The sequence below is a fragment of the Variovorax multivorans genome, from assembly GCF_051216835.1.
GTDB lineage: Bacteria > Pseudomonadota > Gammaproteobacteria > Burkholderiales > Burkholderiaceae_C > Variovorax.
In genome coordinates, this window is record NZ_JBPJZL010000001.1 from 299,776 (window position 1) to 326,060 (window position 26,285).

24 protein-coding genes are annotated in these 26,285 nt (G+C 67.7%); 10 read left to right on the top strand and 14 right to left on the bottom strand.

The features are described 5' to 3' along the window. Window positions 1-18: 18 nt before the first annotated feature. Complete coding sequence (locus ACSFCA_RS01425; protein WP_435458369.1) at window positions 19-1,443, top strand: sensor histidine kinase; 1,425 nt, start codon at window positions 19-21, stop codon at window positions 1,441-1,443. A gap of 10 nt (window positions 1,444-1,453) precedes the next feature. On the opposite strand, the gene ispF is transcribed toward ACSFCA_RS01425, so the two are convergent. Together ispF and ispD are read right to left on the bottom strand one after the other, a co-directional pair. Continuing rightward, entirely contained in the window at window positions 1,454-1,942 is a 489-nt protein-coding gene (gene ispF, locus ACSFCA_RS01430) for a 2-C-methyl-D-erythritol 2,4-cyclodiphosphate synthase (RefSeq protein WP_435458370.1), read from the bottom strand. After that, window positions 1,939-2,661: a 2-C-methyl-D-erythritol 4-phosphate cytidylyltransferase gene (gene ispD, locus ACSFCA_RS01435; RefSeq protein WP_093176353.1), complete on the bottom strand. Its 723-nt coding sequence runs from the start codon at window positions 2,659-2,661 to the stop codon at window positions 1,939-1,941. Before ispD ends, ispF begins: the two co-directional genes overlap by 4 nt. A 123-nt stretch (window positions 2,662-2,784) precedes the next feature. Here ispD and mfd point away from each other — a divergent pair, with 123 nt between their 5' ends. From mfd to ACSFCA_RS01450, 3 genes are read left to right on the top strand one after another with little or no spacing between them, the layout of a single operon-like run. After that, window positions 2,785-6,267, top strand: a complete 3,483-nt coding sequence (mfd, locus tag ACSFCA_RS01440; RefSeq protein ID WP_435458371.1) for a transcription-repair coupling factor — start codon at window positions 2,785-2,787, stop codon at window positions 6,265-6,267. Continuing rightward, a complete protein-coding gene (serB, locus tag ACSFCA_RS01445) occupies window positions 6,264-6,974 on the top strand; it encodes a phosphoserine phosphatase SerB (protein ID WP_435458372.1) in 711 nt (236 codons plus the stop codon). Before mfd ends, serB begins: the two co-directional genes overlap by 4 nt. Continuing rightward, the gene (locus ACSFCA_RS01450) at window positions 6,971-8,035 is read left to right on the top strand and encodes an Ldh family oxidoreductase (protein ID WP_435458373.1); all 1,065 of its coding nucleotides are present in this window, start codon (window positions 6,971-6,973) and stop codon (window positions 8,033-8,035) included. Before serB ends, ACSFCA_RS01450 begins: the two co-directional genes overlap by 4 nt. Window positions 8,036-8,042: 7 nt before the next feature. Here ACSFCA_RS01450 and ACSFCA_RS01455 read toward each other — a convergent pair whose 3' ends face one another. Then, window positions 8,043-8,366 (bottom strand): DUF6172 family protein, encoded by a 324-nt coding sequence (locus ACSFCA_RS01455; protein ID WP_258354467.1) that lies wholly within the window; start codon window positions 8,364-8,366, stop codon window positions 8,043-8,045. A 123-nt stretch (window positions 8,367-8,489) separates the two neighbouring features. Here ACSFCA_RS01455 and ACSFCA_RS01460 point away from each other — a divergent pair, with 123 nt between their 5' ends. Continuing rightward, window positions 8,490-9,512: a histone deacetylase family protein gene (locus ACSFCA_RS01460; protein WP_435458374.1), complete on the top strand. Its 1,023-nt coding sequence runs from the start codon at window positions 8,490-8,492 to the stop codon at window positions 9,510-9,512. A 66-nt stretch (window positions 9,513-9,578) separates the two neighbouring features. Beyond that, window positions 9,579-9,806: a hypothetical protein gene (locus ACSFCA_RS01465; RefSeq protein WP_081267286.1), complete on the top strand. Its 228-nt coding sequence runs from the start codon at window positions 9,579-9,581 to the stop codon at window positions 9,804-9,806. Between the two features lies 1 nt (window position 9,807). Here ACSFCA_RS01465 and ACSFCA_RS01470 read toward each other — a convergent pair whose 3' ends face one another. After that, a complete protein-coding gene (locus tag ACSFCA_RS01470; protein ID WP_435458375.1) occupies window positions 9,808-10,995 on the bottom strand; it encodes an aminotransferase-like domain-containing protein in 1,188 nt (395 codons plus the stop codon). A 109-nt stretch (window positions 10,996-11,104) separates the two neighbouring features. Between ACSFCA_RS01470 and nth the strand changes: the two genes are divergently transcribed. Together nth and ACSFCA_RS01480 are read left to right on the top strand one after the other, a co-directional pair. After that, a complete protein-coding gene (nth, locus tag ACSFCA_RS01475; protein ID WP_435458376.1) occupies window positions 11,105-11,752 on the top strand; it encodes an endonuclease III in 648 nt (215 codons plus the stop codon). Window positions 11,753-11,755: 3 nt separating this feature from the next. Continuing rightward, the gene (locus ACSFCA_RS01480; RefSeq protein WP_435458377.1) at window positions 11,756-12,598 is read left to right on the top strand and encodes an Ivy family c-type lysozyme inhibitor; all 843 of its coding nucleotides are present in this window, start codon (window positions 11,756-11,758) and stop codon (window positions 12,596-12,598) included. 21 nt (window positions 12,599-12,619) lie between these two features. Here the strand turns inward: ACSFCA_RS01480 and ACSFCA_RS01485 are convergent, their stop codons facing one another. The 4 genes from ACSFCA_RS01485 to ACSFCA_RS01500 are packed head-to-tail and all read right to left on the bottom strand — an operon-like array spanning window position 12,620 to window position 16,486. Continuing rightward, entirely contained in the window at window positions 12,620-13,192 is a 573-nt protein-coding gene (locus ACSFCA_RS01485; RefSeq protein ID WP_435458378.1) for a histidine phosphatase family protein, read from the bottom strand. Then, window positions 13,189-13,983, bottom strand: a complete 795-nt coding sequence (locus tag ACSFCA_RS01490) for an adenosylcobinamide-GDP ribazoletransferase (RefSeq protein WP_435458379.1) — start codon at window positions 13,981-13,983, stop codon at window positions 13,189-13,191. The genes ACSFCA_RS01485 and ACSFCA_RS01490 overlap by 4 nt, the downstream gene beginning before the upstream one ends. 5 nt (window positions 13,984-13,988) lie before the next feature. Then, complete coding sequence (cobT, locus tag ACSFCA_RS01495; protein ID WP_435458380.1) at window positions 13,989-15,029, bottom strand: nicotinate-nucleotide--dimethylbenzimidazole phosphoribosyltransferase; 1,041 nt, start codon at window positions 15,027-15,029, stop codon at window positions 13,989-13,991. Continuing rightward, a complete protein-coding gene (locus ACSFCA_RS01500) occupies window positions 15,026-16,486 on the bottom strand; it encodes a cobyric acid synthase (RefSeq protein WP_435458381.1) in 1,461 nt (486 codons plus the stop codon). Before ACSFCA_RS01500 ends, cobT begins: the two co-directional genes overlap by 4 nt. Here ACSFCA_RS01500 and ACSFCA_RS01505 point away from each other — a divergent pair. Further along, entirely contained in the window at window positions 16,446-16,892 is a 447-nt protein-coding gene (locus ACSFCA_RS01505) for a hypothetical protein (RefSeq protein ID WP_435458664.1), read from the top strand. The genes ACSFCA_RS01500 and ACSFCA_RS01505 overlap by 41 nt on opposite strands. Before the next feature lie 68 nt (window positions 16,893-16,960). On the opposite strand, the gene ACSFCA_RS01510 is transcribed toward ACSFCA_RS01505, so the two are convergent. The 4 genes from ACSFCA_RS01510 to ACSFCA_RS01525 all read right to left on the bottom strand — a co-directional run bounded on the left by ACSFCA_RS01510 (window position 16,961) and on the right by ACSFCA_RS01525 (window position 24,086). Next, entirely contained in the window at window positions 16,961-18,442 is a 1,482-nt protein-coding gene (locus tag ACSFCA_RS01510; protein ID WP_435458382.1) for an efflux transporter outer membrane subunit, read from the bottom strand. Between the two features lie 24 nt (window positions 18,443-18,466). Further along, window positions 18,467-21,748, bottom strand: coding sequence for an efflux RND transporter permease subunit (locus tag ACSFCA_RS01515; protein WP_435458383.1), 3,282 nt, complete (start codon window positions 21,746-21,748; stop codon window positions 18,467-18,469). Between the two features lie 40 nt (window positions 21,749-21,788). Further along, window positions 21,789-23,039, bottom strand: a complete 1,251-nt coding sequence (locus tag ACSFCA_RS01520) for an efflux RND transporter periplasmic adaptor subunit (protein WP_435458384.1) — start codon at window positions 23,037-23,039, stop codon at window positions 21,789-21,791. 147 nt (window positions 23,040-23,186) lie between these two features. Then, window positions 23,187-24,086 carry an alpha/beta hydrolase gene (locus ACSFCA_RS01525; protein WP_258354455.1) on the bottom strand — a complete coding sequence of 300 codons (900 nt, stop codon included), beginning with the start codon at window positions 24,084-24,086 and terminating at the stop codon, window positions 23,187-23,189. A gap of 182 nt (window positions 24,087-24,268) precedes the next feature. On the opposite strand from ACSFCA_RS01525, the gene ACSFCA_RS01530 reads away from it, so the two are divergent. Beyond that, on the top strand, window positions 24,269-25,183 hold the full coding sequence (locus ACSFCA_RS01530; RefSeq protein ID WP_093056509.1) for a LysR family transcriptional regulator: 915 nt from the start codon (window positions 24,269-24,271) through the stop codon (window positions 25,181-25,183). A 35-nt stretch (window positions 25,184-25,218) separates the two neighbouring features. Here the strand turns inward: ACSFCA_RS01530 and ACSFCA_RS01535 are convergent, their stop codons facing one another. Together ACSFCA_RS01535 and ACSFCA_RS01540 are read right to left on the bottom strand one after the other, a co-directional pair. Further along, window positions 25,219-25,683, bottom strand: a complete 465-nt coding sequence (locus ACSFCA_RS01535) for an OsmC family protein (protein ID WP_435458385.1) — start codon at window positions 25,681-25,683, stop codon at window positions 25,219-25,221. 12 nt (window positions 25,684-25,695) lie between these two features. Continuing rightward, a complete protein-coding gene (locus ACSFCA_RS01540) occupies window positions 25,696-26,283 on the bottom strand; it encodes a GNAT family N-acetyltransferase (RefSeq protein ID WP_258354453.1) in 588 nt (195 codons plus the stop codon). Between the last annotated feature and the right edge of the window lie 2 nt (window positions 26,284-26,285).

Below are 26,285 nucleotides of genomic sequence, written 5' to 3' on the forward strand. Positions count from 1 at the left end.
GACGGCGCACAAGTCACGATGCCGAGCCCGCTCGAAGCGAGCGCGCAACGTGACCGACGCCCCGGCCTCAAGCTGGGCTTCAGCCTTTTCTGGCGCACCTTCTTCCTGCTGGCGCTGCTGCTGATCGGCTGTACCGTCGCCTGGCTGCAGACCTTCCGCTCGCTCGAATACGAGCCCCGCGCCATTCAAACCGCGCACCAGATCGCCTCGCTCGTGAACCTCACGCGCGCCGCGCTGGTGTATTCGGACGCCATCACCCGGGTGTCGCTGATCAAGACGCTGGCCGACCAGGAGGGCGTGCGCATCCTGCCGCGCGAGCCCAACGACCGGTTCCAGCCCTACACCAGCGGCGCGCTCGACCTGCGCGTGACCGAGGAGCTGATCGACCAATTGGGCGAAGGCACCACGGTCGCAAGCCGCGTGAACGACGAGGCGGGCCTGTGGATCGGCTTCACCATCGAGAGCGACACCTACTGGCTGCTGCTCGACCCCACGCGCTTCAGCCGCGTGGGCGGGCGCACCTGGCTGGTGTGGCTCAGCACCGCCATGGCGCTGTCGCTGGCCGGCGCGGCGCTGATCACCCGGCTCATCAACCTGCCGCTCAAGCAGCTGTCGCGCGCGACCATGCAGGTGCGCGAAGGCGAGTACGAGGCACACCGGCTCGACGAGCGCGCCCGCACCAATGAGATCCGCGCGGTCAACATCGGCTTCAACCGAATGGCGGACCAGCTCGCCAAGATCGAGCAGGACCGCGCCATCATGCTGGCCGGCATCTCGCACGACCTGCGTACGCCACTGGCCCGGCTGCGGCTGGAAACCGAAATGAGCGTGGCCGACGAAGACGCGCGCGACCACATGGCCGCTGACATCGCCCAACTCGACGCGATCATCGACAAGTTCCTCGACTACGCGCGGCCCGACCATGTCGATCCGCGCCCCGTGCTGCTGCGCGACGTGGTGGATGCCTGTACCTATGCAGTGCAGGACTACGAGGAGATGAACATCAAGGTCGAGGTGCCCCCCGACCTGCGGGTGCTGGGCGACGAAGTCGAACTCACGCGCGTGATTTCCAACCTGGTCGAGAACGCGCGGCGCTACGGCAAATCGCCCTCCACAGGCGTGGCCGACGTGACGATCCAGGCGCAGGCCAACAACGACGCGGTGCTGATCAAGGTGCGCGACCACGGCGCGGGCGTCGAGCCCGCCCTGCTCTCGCAGCTGACCAAGCCCTTCTTCCGCGGCGATGCGGCGCGCACGTCAGCCGCCGGTGCGGGCCTGGGCCTGTCGATCGTGGCGAAGAACATCGAGCGCATGGGCGGCACCTTTGCGCTGACAAGCACGCCGGGCCGCGGCCTGGCGGCACACATCCGGATGCCGCGCGCGATGCCGCCGGGCAGCGCCAAGCCCGGCGAGCCGCAGGGCGGCGGCAAGAAGCCGGTCTGATCCGACCGCGTCAGCGGTGAAGAAGAACGGCCGCGCGAGCTTCCATCGCGCGGCCCTCGCCCACCGGGCCGAGCTTCTCGGCCGTCTTCGCCTTCACGTTCACCTGCTCGATCGCAATGCCCAGCGTGTCGGCGATGCGCTGGCACATGAGCGGAATGTGCGGCGCGAGCTTGGGCGCCTGCGCGATCACGGTGCTGTCGACATTCCCGATCTCCCAGCCCGCCGCGCGCACCCGGCGCGCCGCCTCGGCCAGCAGCACCGACGAATCGGCGCCGCGAAACTGCGGATCGGTGTCCGGAAAATGCCGGCCGATGTCGCCCAGCCCCGCACCACCCAGCAGCGCATCGGTAATGGCGTGCAGCAGCACGTCGGCGTCCGAGTGCCCCAGCAGGCCGGTGGTGTGCGGCACCTCGATGCCGCCCAGGATCAGCTTGCGCCCCGCCACCAGCTGGTGAACGTCCCAGCCCTCGCCCACGCGGATATTGAAAGCGCTCGTCATGCCAGGCCCTTCTTGCGGCCCAACAGAACCGCTTCGGCCAGGGCGAAGTCTTCGGGGAACGTCACCTTGAAGTTCTGCGCACTGCCCGGCACCAGCAACGGCGACAGGCCTACCGCCTCGATGGCGCCGGCCTCGTCGGTCACGGTGTCGCCTGTGCGTTCCAGCGCGTCGAGCAGCATGCCGATGCGGAACATCTGCGGCGTCTGCGCCAGCCACTTGTCGGCGCGCGGCAGGGTCTGGGCCACGCGGCTTTCGGTGGTCGATGACTTCAGCGTGTCCGCCAGCCGCTGCGCCAGCAGGCCACCGACGGCGTCGTGCTCGCAGGCCGCGATCAGCGCTTCGATCTGGCTCGAGGTGACGAGGCAGCGCGCCGCGTCGTGCACCAGCACCCAGTCGTGTGCGCCAGCGCCCTTCTGCCGCAGCGCCACGAGGCCATTGCGCACCGTGGCCGCGCGGGTCACGCCGCCCACGCGCAGCAGGTATTCGTTCTCGGCGGGAAAGCGCGGCAGCACCGCATCCACATCGCGGTCGTCCGGCGACACCACCAGCGCCAGCCCGGCGAAGCGCCCCGCCAGCGCGCGAAAGGCCTCCAGCGTGTGGGCCACCATCGGCAGGCCGGCCAGGCGCCGGTACTGCTTGGGCTGGGTGGACTGCGCATGCCCCGCGCGATAGCCGGAGCCGGCACACGGGATCAGCACGAAGAGTCGGGAAGAGGACATGAGGGGGAGCCCGGCGTCGGCGGTGGCCGACAAGCGAATAAGGGGCCGCCATTCTAGAATTGCCCGTTACGCACACCCCTCGCCAGCCGGCGCGGGGTGTTGTGCATTTCCACCAAGCGTTCCATGGACCTCCCCCACCTCACGGCGGGCAAGCGTTTCACGCTGCCGCGTCCCCCGTTGTCGGCCGATGCCTTGCTGCTGGCGCAGCTGGCCATGCGCGAGAAAGCCGCGGGGCGCGCCACGGCGATGTTCACGGCCGACGCCAACGACGCCCAGCGCCTGATCGACGAGATCGCCTTCTTCGCGCCCGACCTGCGCTGTGCCCTGTTCCCCGACTGGGAAACGCTGCCCTACGACAGCTTCTCGCCCCACCAGGACCTGATCAGCGAGCGCCTTGCCACCCTCTGGCGCATCAGCCAGAAAGAGGCCGACGTGGTGCTGGTGCCCGCCACCACCGCGCTCTACCGGCTGGCGCCGCCCGCCTTCCTGGCTGGCTATACCTTCCATTTCAAGGCCAAGCAGAAGCTGGAAGAGTCGAAGCTCAAGGCCCAGCTCACGCTGGCCGGCTACACCCATGTGACCCAGGTGGTGAGCCCCGGCGAATACGCGGTGCGCGGCGGCCTGATCGATCTGTTCCCCATGGGCTCGCCGGTGCCTTTCCGCGTCGACCTGTTCGACGACGAGATCGACTCCATCCGCACCTTCGACCCCGACACCCAGCGCAGCCTGTACCCGGTGCCCGAAGTGCGGCTGCTGCCGGGCCGCGAGTTCCCGATGGACGACGACGCGCGCGGGCGCTTTCGCAGCCGCTGGCGCGAACTGCTCGAAGGCGACCCGACCAAAAGCCGCATCTACAAGGACATGGGCAACGGCGTGGCCACCGCCGGCATCGAGTACTACCTGCCTCTGTTCTTCGACGAGACGGCCACGGTGTTCGACTACCTCGGGCCGGATGCCACCGTGGTGCTGCACGGCGATCTCGAGCCGGCCTTCCAGCATTTCTGGCAGGACACCAACGAGCGCTACCGGCTGGTGCGCGGCGACCCCGAGCGCCCCGCCCTGCCGCCCGAGGCGCTGTTCCTGAACGCCGAGCAGTTCTACCAGCGCGCCAAGCCCCATGCGCAGCTCGCAATTCGCGGTGACGTGCCTACGGACGCGCCCTACGCCGAGTTCGACAAGCTGCCGCCGTTCGCCGTGGTGCGCGGTGCCGAAGACCCACTGGTCGGCCTCAAGGCCCACATCCGCGCCACGCCGCACCGCGTGCTGCTGATCGCCGAAAGCGACGGCCGCCGCGAGAGCCTGCTCGACTTCCTGCGCGCCAGCGGCGTGAGCCCGCCGGCCTTCGACTCGCTGGCCGAGTTCGAAGCCTCCGCCGACGAAAAGATCGGCATCGCCACCGCCGCGCTGGCCTCGGGTTTCGCCTGGCGCGAACAGGGCATCGACCTCGTCACCGAGACCGAGCTGTTCGCCACCGCGCCCACCACGCGCCGGCGCAACAAGAAGCAGGAACAGGTCAGCGACGTCGAGGCGCTCATCAAGGACCTGTCCGAGCTCAACGTGGGCGACCCGGTGGTCCACAGCGCGCACGGCATCGGCCGCTACCGCGGCCTGATCCACATGGACCTGGGCCAGGGCACCGACGCCGAAGGCAAGCCGCTGCTGCAGGAAATGCTGCACCTGGAGTACGCCGACAAGGCCACGCTCTACGTACCCGTCTCGCAGTTGCACCAGATCAGCCGCTACACCGGCGTCAGCGCCGACGAGGCGCCGCTGCACAAGCTGGGCTCCGGCCAGTGGGAAAAGGCCAAGCGCAAGGCGGCCGAGCAGGTGCGCGACTCCGCCGCCGAGCTGCTCAACATCTACGCCCGCCGCGCCGCGCGCGAAGGCCACGCCTTCCGCTACTCGCCGGCCGACTACGAGGTGTTTTCCAACGACTTCGGCTTCCAGGAAACCGCCGACCAGAAGGCGGCCATCCACGCCGTGGTGCAGGACATGATCTCGCCCCAGCCGATGGACCGCCTCGTGTGCGGCGACGTGGGCTTCGGCAAGACCGAGGTTGCGCTGCGCGCCGCCTTCATCGCCGTCACCGGCGGCAAGCAGGTGGCGTTTCTTGCGCCCACCACGCTGCTGGCCGAGCAGCACTATCAGACGCTGGTCGATCGATTCGCCAAATGGCCCGTGAAGGTGGCAGAGATGAGCCGCTTCCGCTCGGCCAAGGAAATCACCGCCGCAGCCAAGGGCCTGGCCGAGGGCCAGGTCGACATCGTGGTCGGCACGCACAAGCTGCTCTCGCAGTCGGTCAAGTTCAAGAACCTGGGCCTGCTCATCATCGACGAGGAGCATCGCTTCGGCGTGCGCCATAAAGAGGCGATGAAGGCCATGCGCGCCGAGGTCGACGTGCTGACGCTGACGGCCACGCCGATTCCGCGCACGCTGGGCATGGCGCTCGAAGGCCTGCGCGACCTGAGCGTGATCGCCACCGCGCCGCAGCGCCGGCTGGCCATCAAGACATTCGTGCGCAACGAAGGCACCGGCGTGATCCGCGAAGCCGTGCTGCGCGAGCTCAAGCGCGGCGGGCAGGTCTACTTTCTGCACAACGAGGTCGAGACCATCGAGAACCGCCGCCAGAAGCTCGAAGAAATATTGCCTGAAGCCCGCATCGCCGTGGCCCATGGCCAGATGCCCGAGCGCGAGCTGGAGCGCGTGATGCGCGACTTCGTGGCGCAACGCTACAACCTGCTGCTGTGCTCGACCATCATCGAGACCGGCATCGACGTGCCGACCGCCAACACCATCGTGATGAGCCGCGCCGACAAGTTCGGCCTGGCGCAGTTGCACCAGCTGCGCGGCCGCGTCGGGCGTTCGCACCACCAAGCGTACGCCTACCTCATGGTGCCCGACACCGAAGGCCTGACCAAGCACGCGGCGCAGCGGCTCGACGCCATCCAGCAGATGGAAGAACTGGGCTCCGGCTTCTACCTGGCCATGCACGACCTGGAGATCCGCGGCACCGGCGAGGTGCTGGGCGAAAACCAGAGCGGCAACATGATGGAGATCGGCTTCCAGCTCTACAACGAGATGCTGAGCGAGGCCGTGCGCGCGCTGAAGGCCGGCCAGGAGCCCGACCTGCTGTCGCCGCTGTCGGTCACGACCGAAATCAACCTCCACGCACCCGCCCTGCTGCCCGACGACTACTGCGGCGACGTGCACCTGCGGCTGTCGTTCTACAAGAAGCTGGCCACCGCAAAGACGCCCGACCAGATCGACACGCTGCTGGAAGAAATCGTCGACCGCTTCGGCAAGCTGCCGCCGCAGGCGCAGACGCTGATCGACACGCACCGCCTGCGTGTGCTGGCGCGGCCCTACGGCGTGGTGAAGGTCGATGCGGCGCCCGGCATCATCAACATCACCTTCAAGAAGGACGCGCCGGTCGATGGCATGGCCATCATCCAGCTGATCCAGAAGAACAAGCACATCAAGCTCGCCGGCAACGAAAAACTGCGCATCGAGCGCGAACTGAAAGAGCCGAAAGACCGGGCCCAGCTGGTGCGCGACGTGCTGCGCAGCCTGGGCCAACCCATCGTCAAGGAAACCGTCACCGCATGAGCGCTACAGAAATCTCCCCCGGCCTCGTCATCCAGCGCGTGAAGCCGCCGCTCAAGCTCGCCGACTTCAAGCTGATCGCGTTCGACATGGACTCGACGCTGATCAACATCGAGTGCATCGACGAGATCGCCGATGCGGTCGGCAAGAAGGCAGAGGTGGCCGCGATCACCGAAGCCACGATGCGTGGCGAGATCAAGGACTTCAAGGAAAGCCTGCGCCGCCGCGTGGCGCTGCTGCAGGGCGTGCCGGTCGAAGCGCTGCAGCAGGTGTACGACGAGCGCCTGAAGCTCAACCCGGGTGCTGCCGAACTGGTCGCAGCCTGCAAGGCGGCCGGCCTCAAGGTGCTGCTGGTTTCGGGCGGCTTCACCTTCTTTGCGAACCGAGTGAAGGACCGGCTGGGCATCGACTTCGCGCGCTCCAATCTGCTCGACGAAGCCGGCGGCAAGCTCACCGGCCAGGTCGTCACGCAGAGCTGGGGCGACATCTGCGACGGCGCCGAAAAGCGCCGCACGCTGCTCGAAGTGGCGTCGCTCATGGGCATCTCGCCGCAGGAAACCATCGCCGTGGGCGACGGCGCCAACGACCTGCCGATGATGGGCGAGGCCGGCCTCTCGGTCGCGTATCACGCCAAGCCGAAGGTGCGCGAGCAGGCCATGGTGGCCATCAACGAAGGCGGCCTCGACCGCGTGCTGGAGGTATTGAAATGACCGACACCACTCCGCTCTACAGCGCCGACGCGCTCAGGGACTACGCCAGCGCCCTGCTGCAGAAAGCCGGCCTCGCTGCATCGAAGGCCGACAGCGTGGCGCGCACGCTGGTCGAAGGCGACCTGCTGGGCCACGACACGCACGGTCTCGCATTGCTGGCCGGCTACGTGAAGGAAATCGAGTCAGGCGGCATGACGCGCGACGGCGCCCCCGAAGTGCTGTCGGACCGCCCCGCCGCCGTGCTGTGGGACGGCAAGCGCCTGCCCGGCCCCTGGCTCATGGACCAGGGCATGGACCTGCTGGTGCCGCGCGCCCGCGAGCTGGGCACCGCCTCGCTGGTCATCCGCCGCAGCCACCACATCGCCTGCCTCGCCGTCTACATGCTGCGCGCGCTGCAGGAAGACATGCTGATGCTGCTGGCCTGCTCCGACCCCAATGCCGCCAGCGTCGCGCCCTTCGGCGGCACGCAGGCTGTGTTCACGCCGAACCCGCTGGCCATGGGCTTTCCGCTTTCGCAGGGCGGCGTGATGGTCGACATCTCGGCTTCCATCACAACCAACGGCATGAGCAACCGCAAGCGCGCGGCCGGCGAGACATTCGCCGAGGAATGGCTGATCGACGCCACCGGCAAGCCGTCGAACAACCCGCAAGTGCTGTTCGACCAGCCGCCCGGCACGCTGCTGCCGGTCGGCGGCCTGAGCCACGGGCACAAGGGCTACGGAATGGCGCTGCTGGTCGAGACGCTCACGGCCGGCCTCGCAGGCCATGGCCGGGCCGACCCGCCCGAGGGCTGGGGCGCGACGGTGCACATCACGCTGCATGACCTGAACGCCTTCGGCGGCAAGGAAGCCTTCCTGCACCAGATGGACCATGTGGCGGCGAAGTGCCGCGACAACACGCCCATCGACCCGGCCAAGCCTGTGCGGCTGCCGGGCGAAGGCGGGTTGAAGCGTCGGGAAGCGCAGTCGAAGAACGGGGTGCGGCTGCACCCGTCGATTGCGCGCTCGCTGCACGCTGCGGAGCAGCGCCACGGCCTGCGGCTGGCGCAGGCGCTGGTCTGAGCGAGGGTCAGTCTTCAGCGTCGGGCGACGCCGCGGCTTCGCCCGCTGGGCGAGCCTTGCGCTGGCCGGGCTTGGCCAGGATTTCGACGTAGAACTGCTTGCCGGCTTCTTTCACAACGCCGTCGATGAGGCCGGTGATGGCCGACAGGTGAACGACTTCGGCGTTCTCGGCCTCGGTGCCGAACTTGCAGTCGAAGTCCCAGAAGTCCGCGCCTTCTGGCAATACGCGCCGCCGCTCGCGCTTGATGTACTTGCGGATCTCGTGCTTGATGGCTTCGAGGAGACGGTCGGGGTGCTTGCCCTCGACCTGAAGCTGAAAGGTTTTTCTCATGGGTGATCGTAACCAATGTGAAAGCCACCGAATCCGGCACCGCCCGATGCCCTGGATGGGCACCGATCTTGCTCGCTACCATGGTTGCCAGGCAAATTTTGCGGCGGCCACGCCGAATCACCCATGCTGACCTTTTTTCATCCGGAGCAGTTGCTGCACCATCCGCGCAGCTATCTGTCGCGCGGACAGATGCGCACGCCGCAGGAAATTCCCGAGCGCGCGCTGCGGCTCGTCGCCGCCGTGCAATCGCTCGGCTTCGATCTTCAGACACCGGCTGATGCCGGCATGGCGCCATTGGCCGCTGTGCACAGCGGCGACTACCTGCGTTTTCTCGAAGAAGCGCACGGCGAATGGAAGCAGATGCCACCCGACTGGGGCGACGAGGTGATGTCGAACGTCTACGTGCGGGAGCCCAACCGCCTGCGCGGCATCCTCGCCAAGGCGGCGCGCTACCTGGCCGACGGCAGTTGCCCGGTCGGAGCCGAGACCTGGCGCTCCGCGTACTGGTCAGCCCAGAGTGCGGTGGCCGGCGCAGCGGCCATCACCGACGGCGCCCGCGCAGCCTATGCGCTGTGCCGCCCTCCCGGCCACCATGCACGCGTCGACGCCGCCGGCGGTTTCTGCTACCTGAACAACGCCGCCATCGCCGCCCAGGCGCTGCGCGGGCGCTTCGCCCGTGTAGCGGTGCTCGACACCGACATGCACCACGGCCAGGGCGTGCAGGAAATCTTCTATGGCCGCAGCGACGTGATGTACGTTTCGATCCACGGCGACCCGACCAACTTCTACCCGGCAGTGGCCGGCTACGAGGACGAGCGCGGGGCCGACGGGGGCGAAGGCTTCAACGTCAACTTCCCGATGCCGCACGGCGCGCCGGAAGAGACCTTCTTCGAGCGGCTCGACGATGCAACGAAAGTGCTGCGGAGTTTCGCGCCTGACGCGCTGGTGCTGGCGCTCGGCTTCGACATCTACAAGGACGATCCGCAGTCCCAGGTCGCGGTGACGACCGAGGGTTTCGGGCGCCTGGGCAAGGCCGTGGGTGCCCTGGGCCTGCCGACATTGATCGTCCAGGAAGGCGGCTATCACCTCGAGAGCCTGGAAGCCAACGCAAGCGCCTTCTTCGGGGGATTCGCGGATATCGCGTGATGGTCTTGGCAGCGACGGCCGCTGCGCTGTGTACAGTCGGCGCTTCGAATGGAAGCAGGTAAAGACATGGCGCGCGCAAACGACTGGGCAAGCAAGGTGATGGCATTGATCAACGGTGGCAACCCCACCGCCGCCATCGCGCAGATCAAGGTCGCGCCCTCGGTCAAGGACCTGAAGGCGCTGCAGACCATCATGACGCTCTCGAAAATGAAAGGCCGCTATCCGAACGTGGATGCGGCCATTGCGGACAACCTGGAGCTGCTTGCGGCGCCCCGGCTGCACCGATCGCCGTGATTTACAGCGCTTGACCGAGGCGCTTCACGCCCTCTTCGATCTTGGCCACATCGGCCGTCGCGAAGCTCAGACGCAGCGTCGCAACATCGGGCTTCTCGGCAAAGAACGGCGCGCCAGGCACGAAGGCCACGAGCTTCTCGATCGCGCGCTTGGCCAGTTCGTTCGCATCGGCCAGCTTGCCGTTGGCACCCGTGAGGCGCGCCCAGAAGAACAGGCCGCCGTTGGGCTGCGTGAAGCTCACCGCATCGCCCAGCTCGCGTTTCAGTGCCGCGCCCATGGCCTGCGCGCGCTGGCCGTACACCTCGCGCACATGCGCCAGCGTGGCGGGCATGCGGCCGCTCTTGAGGTACTGGGCCGCTGTGGCCTGCGAGAAGGTGCTCGTGTGCGCGTCGCTGAACTGCTTGCACATCGTCGCCTTGGCCAGCAGCTCGGGCGGGGCAATCATCCAGCCGATGCGCAGGCCGGGGCTCAGAACCTTGCTCAGGCTGCCGCAATGCGCCAGCAGTTCGCGGCTGCCGGGCACATCTTTGCTCAGCGCAAGGATCGACGGCGGCGGGGCTTCGCCGAAGTAGAGATCGCCGTAGGGGTCGTCCTCGACGATCAGCGTCTGGTACTTCACGGCCAGCTCGAGCACCTTCTTGCGGCGCTCCAGCGTGAGCATCGCGCCGCTGGGGTTGCCGAAGGTAGGGATCAGGTAGACGAACTTGGGCTTGTGCTCGGCAATGAGCTTTTCGAGCTCGTCGGTCTTCACGCCGTTGGCGTCGATGGGCGCACTGATGAGCTGCGCGCCATAAAGGCGGAAGCACTGGATGGTTGCCAGGAAGGTCGGGCCCTCGACGATCACCTTGTCGCCGGGCGAGATCATGGTCTTGCCCAGCAGGTCCAGCGCCTGCTGGCTGCCGGTGGTGACGATCAGGCCGCTGGGGTCGACGTCGACGCCCTTGGTCTTCATGAAGGCGCTGAGTTGGGCGCGCAGCGGCTCGTAGCCTTCGGTAGCGCCGTATTGCAGCGCGCCGCCGGGTTCTTCGGTGAGCGCCTTGTTGCTCGCCTCCTTGAGGCCCTCGACGTCGAACATGGCGCTATCGGGGAAGCCGCCCGCAAAGCTGATGATGCCGGGCTTGCCCAGCAGCTTGAAGAGTTCGCGGATGGCGGATGTCTCGACGTTGTCGAGGCGGGAGGCGAATTGCATGGTCGGTCTCACTTTCTGGGTGACATTGTCACCAAAGCTCGGGCAATAAAGCTGCGTAAGGCTATCGCCTTTCAACGATATATTGCGCGAGCCGCCCTCACGAAGCCCAATGAAAAAAGACAACATCCCCCTCTTCTTCGCCACCCTGCAGGCGGCCAACCCCACACCCGAGACCGAGCTCGAATACACGACCCCCTTCGAGCTGCTGGCCGCCGTGCTGCTGTCGGCGCAGGCCACCGACGTGGGCGTGAACAAGGCCACCCGCAAGCTGTTTCCGGTGGCGAACACGCCGCAGGCCATCCTCGACCTGGGTGTCGAGGGACTGGAGGAATACATCAAGACCATCGGCCTGTACCGCAGCAAGGCCAAGCACCTGATCGAGGCCTGCCGCATGCTGGTGGAGCTGCACGGCGGCGAGGTGCCGCGCACCCGCGCCGAGCTGGAGGCGCTGCCCGGCGTCGGCCGCAAGACCGCGAACGTGGTGCTGAACGTGGCCTTCGGCGAAGCGACGATCGCGGTCGACACGCACATCTTTCGCGTCGGCAACCGCACCGGGCTCGCGCCCGGCAAGACGCCGCTCGAAGTGGAGCTCAAGCTCGAGAAGCGCGTTCCGCCGGAGTACCGGCTGCATGCGCACCACTGGCTGATCCTGCATGGCCGCTACATCTGCGTGGCGCGCAAGCCGCGGTGCTGGGAGTGCGCGGTGTCCACTTTCTGCGCCTATAAACCAAAGACGCCCTCCCCGAAAACGGCCTGAAGAATGACGACACGGAAGAACGACACCCGGACGCTGCTGGCCACCGCCCTGCTGGCAGCCCTCCTCCCGGCCGCGGCCTGGTCGCAGCAGCCGGCCGCAGGCCTGCCGCCCGACGCCATGACGCTCTACGGCGGCCGCTGGTCGACGAACTGCGCCGACGCCGCGGCGCCGACGCTGCAGGTACGCCAGGACATGCTGATCGCAGAGAGCGGCAAGCGCCGCGTGGTCGCCCGCGAGCCACAGACGGCCCACAGCTTCTTCGGCAACAGCCCGCCGCCGGCAGGCTTCGACGTGGCGCTGATGAGCGACGCGGGCAAGGCCGGCTCGATGACCTTCCTCGTCTACCGCGCGGCGCGCGGCCAGTACATCACGCTGGACGCCGACAAGCCAGTCGCTGGCCAGCTGGGCCCCGAGTTGATGAAGCAGCGCTACTGGCGCTGCGAAGGCGCCGCGCGGGCCGAGCCCCCGCCCACCGAGCCCAAGGCCAAGGTGCCTCCCCCGCCCACAGGCAGCCCCGCAGCGCTGGCGCAAGGCCCGGCAATGCAGAAGGCCTGGCGCGCCGCCCTTGGCGCTCGCGAGAACGACCGCTGGCTGGTGCGCCGCGAAGGCCCGGCGCCCGAGCCGCAATGGGTGACGGTCGAGGGCACGCGCTACCTCCTGCACGCCTTCTGCAAGCCGCACGACTGCTTCGACAACAACGCGATCGCGCTCTACGACCAGGGCTCCGGCCGCATCTACGGTCTGGTGCAGCGAAACGGCAGCAACCGCCTCGTGGGCTCACCACCGGCGGCGCTGGCACCGCAGCTGGACCGACTCTGGCGCGAGCAGTGGCGGCAGAAGAACTGAGCTGACTGACCAGGTCGCCTGTCAGATGACGGGCGAATTGTCGAAAGTCAGCCAGCTGCCGAATGCAATCTCGCCGGCAGGCCAATCGGCAGCAGCTGCGGGACAGCGCACACCCCGGTGCAGCAGCGTCATCGCGCGCAGCACGCCAGCGTGCGTGACCCACAGCGCGTCGCCCTCGCTCAGCAGCCATTCGTCGTACGCGGCGGCCACGCGCTGCATGAAGGCGCGCACGCTTTCGCCATGGCCGCCCGCGGGCGCGTCGGCGAAGTTACCGGTCCAGGCCTCGAAGTCCTCGCGCGGAATGGCGGACCACGGCCGCCCTTCCCAGCCGCCGAAGTTCATTTCGGCGAGCCGGGCGTCGTGCTGCACCCGGAGATCGGGCCGCAATGCAGCGATGGCATCGGCCAGTCCGGCGCAGCGCCGCAGCGGCGAGCTGATCAACGTGATGTCCGCAGGCAGCAAAGGCGCGATGCGCTGCGCGGCGGCGAGCGTGGCGTCCGCATGGGCTTCGAGGTCCGTGGCGCCGTAGCAAAGGCCAGCCTCGGCCACCACGGGCGCATGGCGCTGGAGCCAGAGGTTTCGGCTCGTGCTCATGCACGCCACGCCAGCGCGAGGTAGATCGCCAGCTCGCAGACTTGCTGCGTCGCGCCCAGGCCATCGCCGGTGAAGCCTTGCAGCCGCCGAAGAAACAGCCTCGCCATCCAGCCCGCGGCAAGAACGGCCGCAAGCACGGCCGCCCCAACGTGCGCCGCGTCATGCGCACACAGCAGCAGCGCCACCGCCGGAACCGTCCACACCAGCGCAGTCACCAGCGCTCCACCGCTGATCGCATCCGCCAGCGGCTTGGCCTTGCTCGCCCCGCTGTCGCCCACATAGGGCAGCCAGCGGATCAGGAACAGCGGCATCAGCCGCGACAGCACATGCGCGCCGACGATGGCAATGGCCACCGCCTGCAGGCCGCGCCCGGCCAGCACGGCGAGCAGCGCGCACTTCAGGCCCAGCGCCAGCACCAGCGCAATCGCACCGAAGGCGCCGATGCGCGAGTCCTTCATGATCTCCAGCGCCCGGTCCCGGTCAGCCGAACCGCCCAAGCCATCGGCCACGTCGGCCAGTCCGTCTTCATGGAAGGCGCCTGTCAGCATCACCGTGGCGACGGTGCTCAGCAAGGCGGCGGCCAGCGCGCCAGCGACGCCGGGCAGCCCCATGCCTACGCCCATGAACACCAGCGCCGCCACCCCACCCACCAGCCATCCGATGCCGGGCAGATGGGCCGCACTCGCTCGCAGCATCTGCGGGCTGAAGCCGACCCATGCGGCCAGCGGTCCCGTCACCGGCACGCGCGTGAAGAACTGCAGCGCGAGCAGGAAGTGGCGAATGCCGTTCATCCGCTTCAGGTGTCCTTGCGCGACACGCCGGCCGACTCGAAGCTCGCCATCTCGCGCAGGATGCGGCAGGCCGATTCGAGCAGCGGCCAGGCCAGCGCACCACCCGAGCCTTCGCCCAGGCGCAGTTCGAGGTTCAGCAGCGGGTCCAGCCCCAGCCGCTCCAGCAGCAGCAGATGCCCGGGCTCGGCAGAACAGTGCGCGGCCACGCAGCGCTGCACCACGCAGGGCTGCAGCGCCTGTGCCACCAGCACCGCTGCGCTGGCGATGAAGCCATCCACCACGATCACGCGCCGCTCTTCGGCCGCCTGCAGCACGGCACCGACCAGCGTGGCGATCTCGAAACCGCCGAAAGCCGCCAGCGCGTCCAGCGGCGCCGTCGCCCCCGCGTGCAACGCAAGCACCTGCCGCAGCACCTCGCGCTTGCGCGCCAGCCCCGCCGCGTCGAGGCCCGTGCCGACGCCAATGCAGACGTCGATGTCCAGCCCGCCCAGTCGGGACAGCAGCAGCGCAGCAGACGAGCTGTTGCCGATGCCCATTTCGCCAAGCAGCAACGCATTGCCCGGCAGCGCACGCACCACCTCGCGCCCGTTGACGATGGCCTGTGCGCATTGAGTGCCCGTCATGGCCGGGCTCGTAGAAGCGTCGGCCGTGCCCTCGGCAATGCGGCGCGACACCAGCCCCGGGCGGGGCTGGAAGTCGCGCCGCACGCCGCAATCGACCACCGTCAGCGCCAGCCCGTGCTGGCGCGCGAGCACGCTCACGGCCGCGCCGCCGGCGAGGAAGTTCTCGACCATCTGCCATGTCACGTCGCTCGGAAACGCCGAGACGCCGCGCGCAGCCAGCCCGTGGTCGCCCGCGCAGACCAGCATCTGCGGCGCTTCGAGCACAGGGTTCTCGGTGCCCAGGATGCTGCCGATGCGCAAGGCCAGTGCTTCGAGCCGGCCCAGCGCGCCGAGCGGCTTGGTCTTGTTGTCGATTGCGCTGTGCAGGCGGACTGCGAGCGAGGCGTCAGTGATGTCGGAAATGGTGGGGATGGTCTCGGTCATGCAATCAGTCCGGCGAGTACGCCGGCGTCGAAATGGGTGTCGATGAAATCGGCCAGGCCGTCGAAGGTAGCGTCCAGCGTGGGCACGGAGGCGCCGAACAATGCATGCAGCGTGCCGGGGTCTTCGAACAGGCCGTGAAGGTAGATGCCGAGCACGTTGCCGCGCGCGTTCTGCCAGGCCAGCCCGTCGGGCATCACCGCGTGGCCGTCTTGCGCCATCTGCGGGTGCGCGGCGGTCTGGCCGTGATGAATTTCGTAGCCGGCAACTGGCACGCCCGACAGTGGGCCCCAAGTGCCGGTCAGCTCGCCGAAGATCGCGGCGCGATGCTGCACCGTCTTCTCGCGCGCGAACACCGTCACCAGCGGCAGCAGGCCCAGCCCCGGCGCATTGCCGTCGATGCCGTGCGGATCGACCAGCGCCTCGCCCAGCATCTGCAGCCCGCCGCAGATGCCCAGCACCGCGCCGCCGCGTTCGGCGTGCGCGGCCACGGCGCGGTCCAGCCCCTGCGCGCGCAGCCAGGCCAGGTCGCCGCTGGTGTGCTTGGAGCCGGGCAGCACGATCCAGTCGGCGCCCGCCACGTCGGCCGGCGTGCGGGCCCAGACCAGCCGCACGCCCGGCACGTTCTTCAGCGCCTGGAATTCGTCGAGGTTGCTGATGCGCGGATATGCCACCACCGCCACCGTGCGGGTGACGGTGCCGCTGGCGCGGCTGCGGTCGTCGAACACGCCGTCTTCCTCGGGCAGGCCGTGCTGCCACCACATCGGCAGCGTGGCCACGGTGGGCACGCCAGTCAGCTCTTGCAGTTGCTGCGGCGCGGGCGCGAGCAACGAGGCATCGCCACGGAACTTGTTGAGCACGAAGCCGCGCAGCAACGCGCGGTCGGCCTCGGGCAGCAGCGCCCAGGTGCCGTACAAATGGGCGAAAGCGCCGCCACGGTCGATGTCAGTCGCCAGCAGGCAGCGCGCCTGGGCATGCCGGGCGATGCGCATGTTGACGATGTCGCTGGCCATCAGGTTGATTTCGGCCGGCGAGCCAGCGCCTTCGATCACGACCACGTCGTTCTCGTCGCGCAGTTCATCGAGTGCCTGCGCAATCTGCGGCCAGACGCGCTCGCTGCGGCCGCGCCAGGGCAAGGCCGAAAGCTCTTCGCTCACCTGCCCCATCAGCACCACCTGGCTGTGGGTGTCGCGCTCGGGCTTGAGCAGCAGCGGGTTCATGCGCACGTCGGGCAGCGCATTCGCGGCCAGGGCCTGGAAATACTGAGCGCTGCCGATTTCGCCGCCATCGACCACGCGAGCGTTGTTGCTCATGTTCTGCGCCTTGAAGGGCGCCACTTTCAGGCCTTGCCGCGCATACCAGCGGCACAGCGCCGTGGCCAGCCAGCTCTTGCCGGCGCCGCTGGTGGTGCCCAGAACCATGACGCACCGCGCCGGCCCGCTTTTCGCCTTTGAACTCATCGGCGGATTGTCGTTGAGCACCGCGCCGGCCCGAAAAAGACCGAGCGAGACAGAACCAGACCGACGAAATGAGACATTTTTCACACCTGAGGCGTTGCAAACGCATCCGGTGAATCCAACAGTCCCGTTCTTGCGTACACCCGACATCACACATCGCACTGCACCCCAGGGACCCATGCCAGCCTTGAACGATTTGGCACTCACCGTCGAGGAACGCGAACCGGGCCAGTTCTTCTGGAACCTGCTCGAAGCCCGTCATGGCGACGAAGCCTCCGAGACTCTCGACTACCGGGTCTACCGGACGGCGGCCAGACCGCAGGCCAGCTATTCCAGCGCCCTGGCTATGGGCGCGGCGGAGCTGCAAAAAATAAGCGCCGCCGCGAATTCAGCCGGCAGAACCGACTGAACCCACGACGGCGCAAAGACCGCCTTGCGGCGTTCAGGCTGTCAATTTCGATTCCGTGCCGTCGTCGTTCAGCGCGCGGCCACCTTGGTCTGTGCGCCGGCAGCCGCCACGGGCGCCGGAGCTTCCCAGCCGCCACCGATGGCGCGAATCAGCCCCACGGCCGCCTGGTACTGCGCCGACTTCACCTGCAGCGCCTGCCGCCGGTTGCGCAGTTCGCTGCGACGTGCGTCGAGCAGGTCGAGCTGGCTGATGTAGCCGTTGCGATAGCGCGTGTCCGACAGGCTGGTGGCGCGCTGGGCCGAGGTCACGGCCTGCGCCTGCACCACCGATTGCTCCTGCAGGATGCGGATGGCGGCCAACTGGTCTTCGACCTCCTGGAAGGCGACCAGCACCTGCGTGCGGTAGCTGGCCAGAGCGCCGTCGAGCTGGGCATTGGCGCCCTGCACACCGGCCTCGCGGCGGCCGCCGTCGAAGATCGGCAGCGACAGCAGCGCGCCCACGCCCCACGAACGCGCCGACCACTTGAAGAGGTCGCCGACTTCGGGCGAGGCGTAGCCGGCGGCGCCGGTCAGCGAGATGTCCGGGAACCACGCGGCCTGTGCCACGCCGACACGGGCCTGCGCGGCAAGCACCGCGTTCTGCGCCGCTGACACGTCGGGCCGGCGCGTGAGCACCTTGGCCGGCACGCCCGGCGGGATCGACGGCAAGGCGGTCGACCACTCGTCGCTGCGCAGGCCGAAGCTCGAAGCCGAATCGCCCACCAGCACCGCGAGCGCATGCTCCACCTGGGCGCGCTGACGGTCGAGCGCAAGCGCGTCCGATTCGGTCGACGACACCTCGGTCTGCACGCGCGCCACGTCGAGCTCGGCGATGTCGCCGGCCTGTTCGCGGCGCTGCGACAGGCGCAGCGTGTCGCGGTAGGCCTCGACCTGCTCGCGCACCAGCGCACGTTCGGCATCGAGCGCGCGCAGCTGCAGGTAGGTCTGCGCCACTTCGGCCTGCACCGCGAGCCGGGTGCTTTGCAGCAGCGCCTCGCGGCCGGTCGCGTCGAGCTTGGCCGCGTTGCTGGCGCCCGAGAGGCGGCCGAACAGGTCGACTTCGTACGAGAACGTGGCACCGATGTTGGTCATCGTGGCCGGCGTGGTGCTGGCCGTGGCCTTGTCCAGGCCGGCGCCGCGATTGGCACCGGCGCTCAGGCCGATCTGCGGCAGGCGGTCGGCGTTGGCGCTGCGCGCCAGCGCGCGGGCCTCGGCCAGTCTCGCGGCCGCGGCCTGAATGTTGTTGTTGCTGACGTCGGCCTTCTCGACCAGCGCATTCAGCGTCGGGTCGTTGAACGCCAGCCACCAGGCGCCGCGTGCCTGTGCCTCGGAAGGCACGGCGCGCGTGAAGCCGGCGGGCGGCGTCGGCCCTTGTTCCTTGAACTGCGCCGTGGTCGTGATCTCGGGCAGGCCCGAAGGCACGGTGGCACAGCCGGCCAGCACCAGGGCAGCCATCAGCGGCAGCAAGGCGCTACGAAGAGGCTTCACCAGCGGTTGAACTGAGAATTTCATGATGAGCTTTCTCTTTCTTATTGATCAGTCGTCATGTGAGGGACGCGGCGATGCAGGCACCGGGTGCAGGCCACCACCGCCCGAACCACCGTGCGGACCTTGCGATGCTGGCGTCGCCGGATGCTCGGCCGACACGAAGTCGTCGCCATGCGGCACTTCGCCATGCAGCTTGAGCGGCCGGTTGCCCGCCAGGCGGCGCAGCAGCACGTAGAACACCGGCGTCAGGAACAGGCCGAAGGCCGTCACGCCGATCATCCCGGCGAACACCGCCACGCCCATGGCCTTGCGCATCTCCGAGCCCGCGCCGGTCGACAGCACCAGGGGCAGCACGCCCATCACGAAGGCCAGCGAGGTCATCAGAATCGGGCGCAGGCGCAGGCGGCTGGCTTCGATGGCGGCCTGTATCGGTGTGCGGCCGGCGAACTCAAGCTCCCGTGCGAACTCCACGATAAGAATCGCGTTCTTCGCACTCAGCCCCACCAGCACGATCAACCCGATCTGCGTGAAGACGTTGTTGTCCCCCCCCGATATCCATACGCCCGCCATCGCGGCCATGATGCCCATGGGCACGATCAGGATGATCGCGATCGGCAGCGTCAGGCTTTCGTACTGAGCGGCCAGCACCAGGAACACCAGCAAGATGGCCAGCGGGAACACCAGGAAGGCGGAGTTGCCGGCCAAAATTTCCTGGTACGTCAGCTCGGTCCACTCGAAGCTCACGCCCTTGGGCAGCGTCTCGGCCGCAATCTTGGTGATCGCGTCCTGCGCCTGGCCCGACGAGTAGCCCGGTGCCGGGCCGCCGTTGATGTCGGCAGCCAGGTAGCCGTTGTAGCGCATGGCGCGTTCCGGGCCGAAGGTCGAATTCACCTTCATCAGCGCGGCCAGCGGCACCATCTCACCCGAGGTCGAACGCACCTTCAGCAGGCCCACGTCTTCGGCACGGGCGCGGTAAGGCGCATCGGCCTGCACTCGCACGCTGTACGTGCGGCCGAACTTGTTGAAGTCGTTCGCATACAGGCTGCCGAGGTAGATCTGCATGGTGTCGAAGATGTCCGTCACCGGCACGCCGAGCTGGCGAGCCTTGGTACGGTCGATGTCGGCATACAGCTGCGGCACGTTGACCTGCCAGCTCGTGAACATGCCGGCCAGTTCGGGCGCTTGCTGTGCCTTGGCCATGAAGGCCTTCACTGCCTGGTCCATCTGGTCGTAGCCAACCGAGGCACGGTCTTCCAGCTGCAGCTTGAAGCCGCCCGTGGTGCCCAGGCCCGCCACCGGCGGCGGCGGGAACATCACGATGAAGGCGTCCTGGATGCCCGCGAAGGCACCATTGAGCTGGCCAGCCACCGCGCCGCCGCTCTGGTCAGGGCGCTTGCGCTGGTCGAAGGGCTTGAGCGTGGCAAACACGATGCCCGAGTTCGAGCTGTTGGTGAAGCCGTTGATCGACAGGCCCGGGAAGGCGATGGCGTCTTCCACGTTCGGGTTCTTCTTCATGATGTCGCCCATGCGGGTGATCACCTCTTCCGTGCGGTCGAGCGTGGCGCCGTCGGGCAGTTGGGCAAAACCGATCAGGTACTGCTTGTCCTGCGCCGGCACGAAGCCGCCGGGCACCGCCTTGAAGAGGCCGAAGGTCACGGCAATGAGCGCGACGTAGATCGCCAGCATCAGCGCCTTGCGCGAGATCACGCGCTTCACGCCGCCGCTGTAGGCCTCGGAGCCGCGATGGAACAGCTTGTTGAAGCCGCGGAACAGCCAGCCGAAGGCCTTGTCCATGCCGCTCGTCAGCGTGTCCTTGGGGGCGTCGTGGCCGCGCAGCAGCAAGGCAGCGAGCGCGGGCGACAGCGTGAGCGAGTTGATCGCAGAGATCACCGTCGAGATCGCAATCGTCACTGCGAACTGGCGGTAGAACTGGCCCGTGAGGCCGCTGATGAAAGCCAGCGGCACGAACACTGCCACCAGCACCAGCGCGATCGCGATGATGGGGCCCGACACTTCGCGCATCGCACGGTACGTTGCTTCACGCGGCGTGAGCCCGGCCTCGATATTGCGCTCGACGTTCTCCACCACCACGATGGCGTCGTCCACCACGATGCCGATGGCCAGCACCAGCCCGAACAGGCTCAGCGCGTTGATCGAGAAACCGAGGATGTGCAGCACCGCGAAGGTACCGATCACCGACACCGGCACGGCCAGCAGCGGAATGATGGAGGCGCGCCACGTCTGCAGGAACAGGATCACGACCAGCACCACCAGCATGATGGCTTCGAGCAGCGTGTGGATCACCGACTCGATCGATGCGCGCACGAACTGCGTCGGGTCGTAGGCAATGCGGTATTCCAGGCCCTCGGGCATGTTCTTGTTGAGCTCGGCCATCGTCTTGCGCACGTTCGACGAGATGTCGAGCGCGTTGGAGCCCGGCGCCTGGAACACACCCATGCCGACGGCCGGGTCGTTGTTCAGCAGCGAACGCAGCGAGTAGTCGGCGGCGCCCATTTCGAGGCGGCCGATGTCGCGCAGACGGGTCACGGCGCCGTCGGTGCCGCTCTTGACGATGATGTCGCCGAACTCTTCCTCGCTCTGCAGGCGCCCTTGCGCATTGATCGACAGCTGCATGTCCACGCCCGACAGGCCCGGCGAAGCGCCGACCACGCCGGCCGCGGCCTGCACGTTCTGACCACGGATGGCGGCCACCACGTCGCTGGCCGAGAGGCCGCGCTGCGCGACCTTCTGCGGGTCGAGCCACACGCGCATCGAGTAGTCGCCGCCGCCGAAGATCTGGACCTGGCCCACGCCTTCGATGCGCGCGAGCGGGTCCTTCACGTTCAGCACCGCGTAGTTGCGCAGGTAGTTGATGTCGTAGCGATTGTTCGGCGAGACGAGGTGGACCACCATCGTCAGGTCAGGCGCGCTCTTGACGGTCGTGATGCCAAGCCGGCGCACTTCCTCAGGCAGGCGCGGCTCGGCTTGCGAGACGCGGTTCTGCACGAGTTGTTGTGCCTTGTCGGGATCGGTGCCGAGGCGGAACGTGACGGTGAGCGTCAGCACGCCGTCGGTGGTTGCCTGGCTGCCCATGTAGAGCATGCCCTCGACGCCGTTGATCTGCTCTTCGATCGGTGTGGCAACGGTTTCGGCAATCACCTTCGGGTTGGCGCCGGGGTACGTGGCGCGCACCACCACCGAAGGTGGCGCGACTTCCGGGTACTCCGAGATCGGCAACCCGCGCAGCGCGATCAGGCCGGCTATCAGCATCAGTAGCGACAGCACGCCGGCAAAGATCGGCCGGTCGATGAAGAATTTTGAGAGATTCATGATGGTTCTCCGGTGGGCGCGGGTGCGCCCTCCTCCGAAATCAGGACTTCGCGGCCTCGGCCACGCGTTCCGGTTGTTGTTGCTTGGGGTCCGCCTTGGCGTCCATGGTCACTTGCTGCGGCGCCACCAGCGCACCCGGGCGGATGTGCTGCAGGCCGTTGACGATGACGCGGTCGCCCGCCTTCAGGCCCTTGCTCACGACACGCAGGCCGTTGATGGAAGTGCCCAGCGTCACTTCGCGGTAAGTGGCCTTGCTGTCTTCACCCACGACCATCACGAACTTCTTGTTCTGGTCGGTGCCGATGGCGCGTTCGCTCACCAGCAGTGCGGTGTCGTTGCGAGCCTGGCCCATGCGGATACGGGCGAACTGGCCGGGAATGAGCGCGCCGTCCTTGTTGTCGAACGAGGCACGCACACGCACGGTGCCGCTGCGGGCGTCGACCTGGTTGTCGATCAGCTGCAGCTTGCCGGTGAAGGGCGTGCCTTCGAGGCCGGCGGTGCCCATCTGCACGGGAATGCTTTCGATCTGGCCGCGAGCGCTGGAGCCGCTCGGCAGGTCTTTCAGCGCACGGGTGATGACCTGTTCGTCAGCATCGAAGCTCGCATAGATCGGGCTCACCGACACCAGCGTGGTCAGCACCGGAGCGCCCGGACCGGCCGCCACCAGGTTGCCCACCGTCACCTCGATCCTGCCGATGCGGCCCGACACCGGAGCCCGCACCTGGGTGTAGCCCAGGTTCAGGCGCGCCGACTGCAGCGAGGCTTGCGCCGCACGCAGGTTGGCATCGGCTTCGCGGCCGGCGTTCACACGCTCGTCGTATTCGCGCTGGGCAATGGCCTTGTCGTCCCACAGGCGCTTGGCACGCTCCTGCTCGCTGCGGCTGAACGACTGGCGGGCCTGCGCGGATGCCACCTGCGCTTCGGCGCGCTCGACCTCGGCCGCGTACGGTGCGGGGTCGATGGTGACCAGCAACTCACCCTGCTTCACCAGCGCGCCTTCGCGGAAGTGCAGCGACTGCACGGCGCCCGCGACGCGGGAGCGCACATCGACGCGCTCGACGGCTTCGAGCCGGCCCGAGAACTCGTCCCAGGCATTGATCTCGCTCGACGCCACGGTGGCGACAGAAACCGGCGTGGCTTGCGGCGCGGCCGGGGCGTTGTTGGCTTCGGCTTTGAAGCTGTACATGCCCACCACCGCGGCGGCCACCGCCAGCAGTGCGGTAATGCCGGTCACGGCGGGCCACAGGCCCTTGCGGGCTACGGAAGACAGCTTTTTCTCGTTGTTCGACATGATGGTTCGTCCTTCTCGATGACTTTGGGGATGCAACAGGCCACCCCGGCGCTTTTGGCACCAGGAGGCGGAATTCAGGAAAAAGAGGGCCCTCGCACGCTGCCGCGCTGGCAGCGTGTCGATCAGGCAGCCGTGGCTGGCCGGGAGCTAGCTGGGGTGGTTGGGCGCCGCACCCGTGGGCACGGTGGTCGGCGGTGTGGTCGCGCTGAAGAACTCGCGGAAGTGCTGCTGCACCGTCGCCTCACAGGCCACGCAACCCGTGTTCTCGGTGTCGTACAGCGCCTTGGGCCAGTTCGAGGCGCTGGGCAGCACGCTGCTCGTAACCTCGATGCCGGCGGCACGCAGGCGGCCCGCGAAGGTCAGCGCCTCGTCGCGCATGGCGTCGTCCGCACCCACCAGCACCAGCGCGGGCGCCAGTGACGACAGCCGCAGCGAACCGCTCGGCACCGCATAGGGGTGCGTGGCATTCGATGGGCAGCTCAGGTACTTCTCCCAGCCGCTGGCCCAACGGCACTCGGGCTCGTCGCTGGTGGCGTTGCGCAGCGAGGCGGTACCGGCGCACGGGTCGAGCATGGGCGACAGCAGGATCTGGCCTGCCACCGGCGGATGTGCCCGGTCGCGAGCGATGAGTGCCACCGCAGCTGCCAGGTTGCCACCGGCTTCTTCGCCGGCCAGGTACACCTGCGCACCCTTGCCGCCGAGCTTGGTGCGCTGCTTGTAGAGCCATTCGAGGGCGGCATAGCCCACCTCGATCGGCTCCGGAAACGGCGACTGGGGCGCCAGCGGGTAAGCCAGCGACACCACCACCGCACCCGCCCCGGCCAGCAGCCGGGCCACATTGCGGCCGTTGTCGAGGTCGCCGCAGACGAAGGTGCCACCGTGGAAGTGGAGCACCAGCGGCGCAACGTCACCCTTGGCGCGCTGGCCGTACACACGGGCACCGACCGGTTCGCGGCCGGGCAGCTCGATCGACAGATCGGCTTCCACGCCTTGCGCTGCCGCACGGGCGGCGGCTTCGGCAGAACGGGACGATGGAACGGGTGACATGGGCGACCTCAGGGAATTGGGCGATGGTTGAAATATAAGTCGCCCAGTGTGACGTTAAACAGGCAAGCCGCCCCTACTCTGTTTCCAAACCGACAACAATCGCGGCGCTTCGCAAGGGTTTGGCGCCTTGTGTGAGAATCCGCTCCCCCCGGTGTGGGCCGGGCACCAACAACAGGCATTCGATGGATCAAATCCAGGCAATGCGGATCTTTGTCCGCGTCGTGGAAGCCGGCACCTTCACCCGGGCGGCAGACTCGCTCGCCCTGCCCAAAGGCACGGTCACCAAACAGATTCAGGCGCTCGAATCGCGCCTGCGCGTGAAGCTGCTCAACCGCACCACGCGCCGCGTCACCGTCACGCCCGACGGCGCGGCCTACTACGAGCGCGCCGCGCGCCTGCTCAACGACTTCGACGACATGGAAGCCAGCATGACGAATGCGCAGGCCAACCCCACGGGGCGGCTGCGCATCGACATAGGCACCTCGGTGGCCAGGCAGATCATCCTGCCCGCGCTGGCCACCTTCTGCGACCGCTACCCCGACATCCAGGTCGACCTGGGCGTGAGCGACCGCACCGTCGACCTGATCAGCGACAACGTCGACTGCGTGATCCGCGCGGGCGACCTCAGCGACCAGTCGCTGGTGGCACGGCGCATCGGCACCCTGCACTTCGTCACCGTGGCGTCGCCGGCGTACATCAAACGCTATGGCGTGCCGCAGCACCCGAACGACATCGAGAAGCGCCACGTGGTGGTGAGCTATTTCTCGGGCACCACGCGCCGCGTGTACCCGCACGAGTTCAAGAAGGGCGACGAGCACATCGAGCTCAACGGGCACTACCGCGTGTCGGTCAACGAGAGCAATGCGCACATCACGGCGGTGCTCGGTGGCTTCGGCATTTCGCAGTGCATCACCTTCATGGCTGAGCCACTGCTGGAAAGCGGCGAGCTGGTCGAGGTGCTGCCGGACTGGAGTCGCGATCCGCTGCCCATTCACGTGGTGTACCCGCCCAACCGGCACCTGAGCGCCAAGGTGCGGGCCTTCGTTGATTGGGCGGCCGAACTGTTCGCCAAGAACCCGCGGCTGCAGCGCCGCTGAATCGGCCCGCGCGGGTGGCCCAGGCGACGAGCGCGTCAGTACACCGGCTCGCAGCGCACTTCGGTCTTCACCGAATTGGCGATGAAGCACTCTTCATGCGCCCGGTGGTGCATCTGCTCGATCTGCTCGCGCGTCGGAACGCTCTCGCCGGAGAACGTCACCTCCGGCCGCAGCGTGACCACCGTCATCGCCATCTTTCCCTCGGCGTTCTTCTCCATCACGCCGGTGGCCGCGTCAAAGTAGCGGTCGACGACGAACTTGCGCTTCACGGCCATGGTGAGGAACCACAGCATGTGGCAGTTCGAGAGCGACGCGACGAACATCTCTTCCGGATCGACCGCCAACGCATCGGACATCGGCAGCGGCACCACGTGCGGTGACGACGAGCCCGCCACTTCCGCGCCGCCGTCGAAGCGCAGCGAATGCCGTCTGCTGTAGGTGTTGCCTAGAAAGTCCTGTTCGCCGCGCAGCCAGAGGATTTCAGCGGTGTAGTGAGCCATGCGCAATTTCCTTCAGAGATCGATGCGGTAGCGAAACTTGGTGAGGCTGCCCTGGCTCGGCAGGGTGATGAAGGTTTCGATCAGCACGCCGCCATTGGCCGCTATCACTTTCTGCGACGCGAAGTTGTCCGGGCTGGTCGTGATCTCGACGCGGTTCAGCCCCTCGCCCGCGGCCAGCGTCAGCATGGCGCCGAGCGCACGCGTCGCATAGCCCTTGCGCTGCTTCCACGGCACGACGTTGTAGCCGATATGGCCTAGGCAGTAGAGCGGCAAGGCGTCGGTGCCGGGCTGCCAGCGCAGGTCGATGCTGCCGCAGAACTCGCCGTCCCACATCCAGCACTTGTAGCCAGGCAGGCGCCGCACCTTGGAGCCGTCGGGCATGACGATGCGCCCGCCCTTGGCCTCGCGGTCCACCAGGCTGGCAAGGAAGCGGTCTGCATTGGCCTTGATGGCGGCGCGCTCCTCGGAGCCCGATTCGGGACGCGTCTCGTCGCGCGCCCAGCCCCGGTTCAGGGCCGACACATAGCTGGGCAGGTAGGCCTTGGCGGGCCAGACCAGCTTCATCGGCTGGGTCTTGGGGGTGACGGCCGCCTTGAGCATCG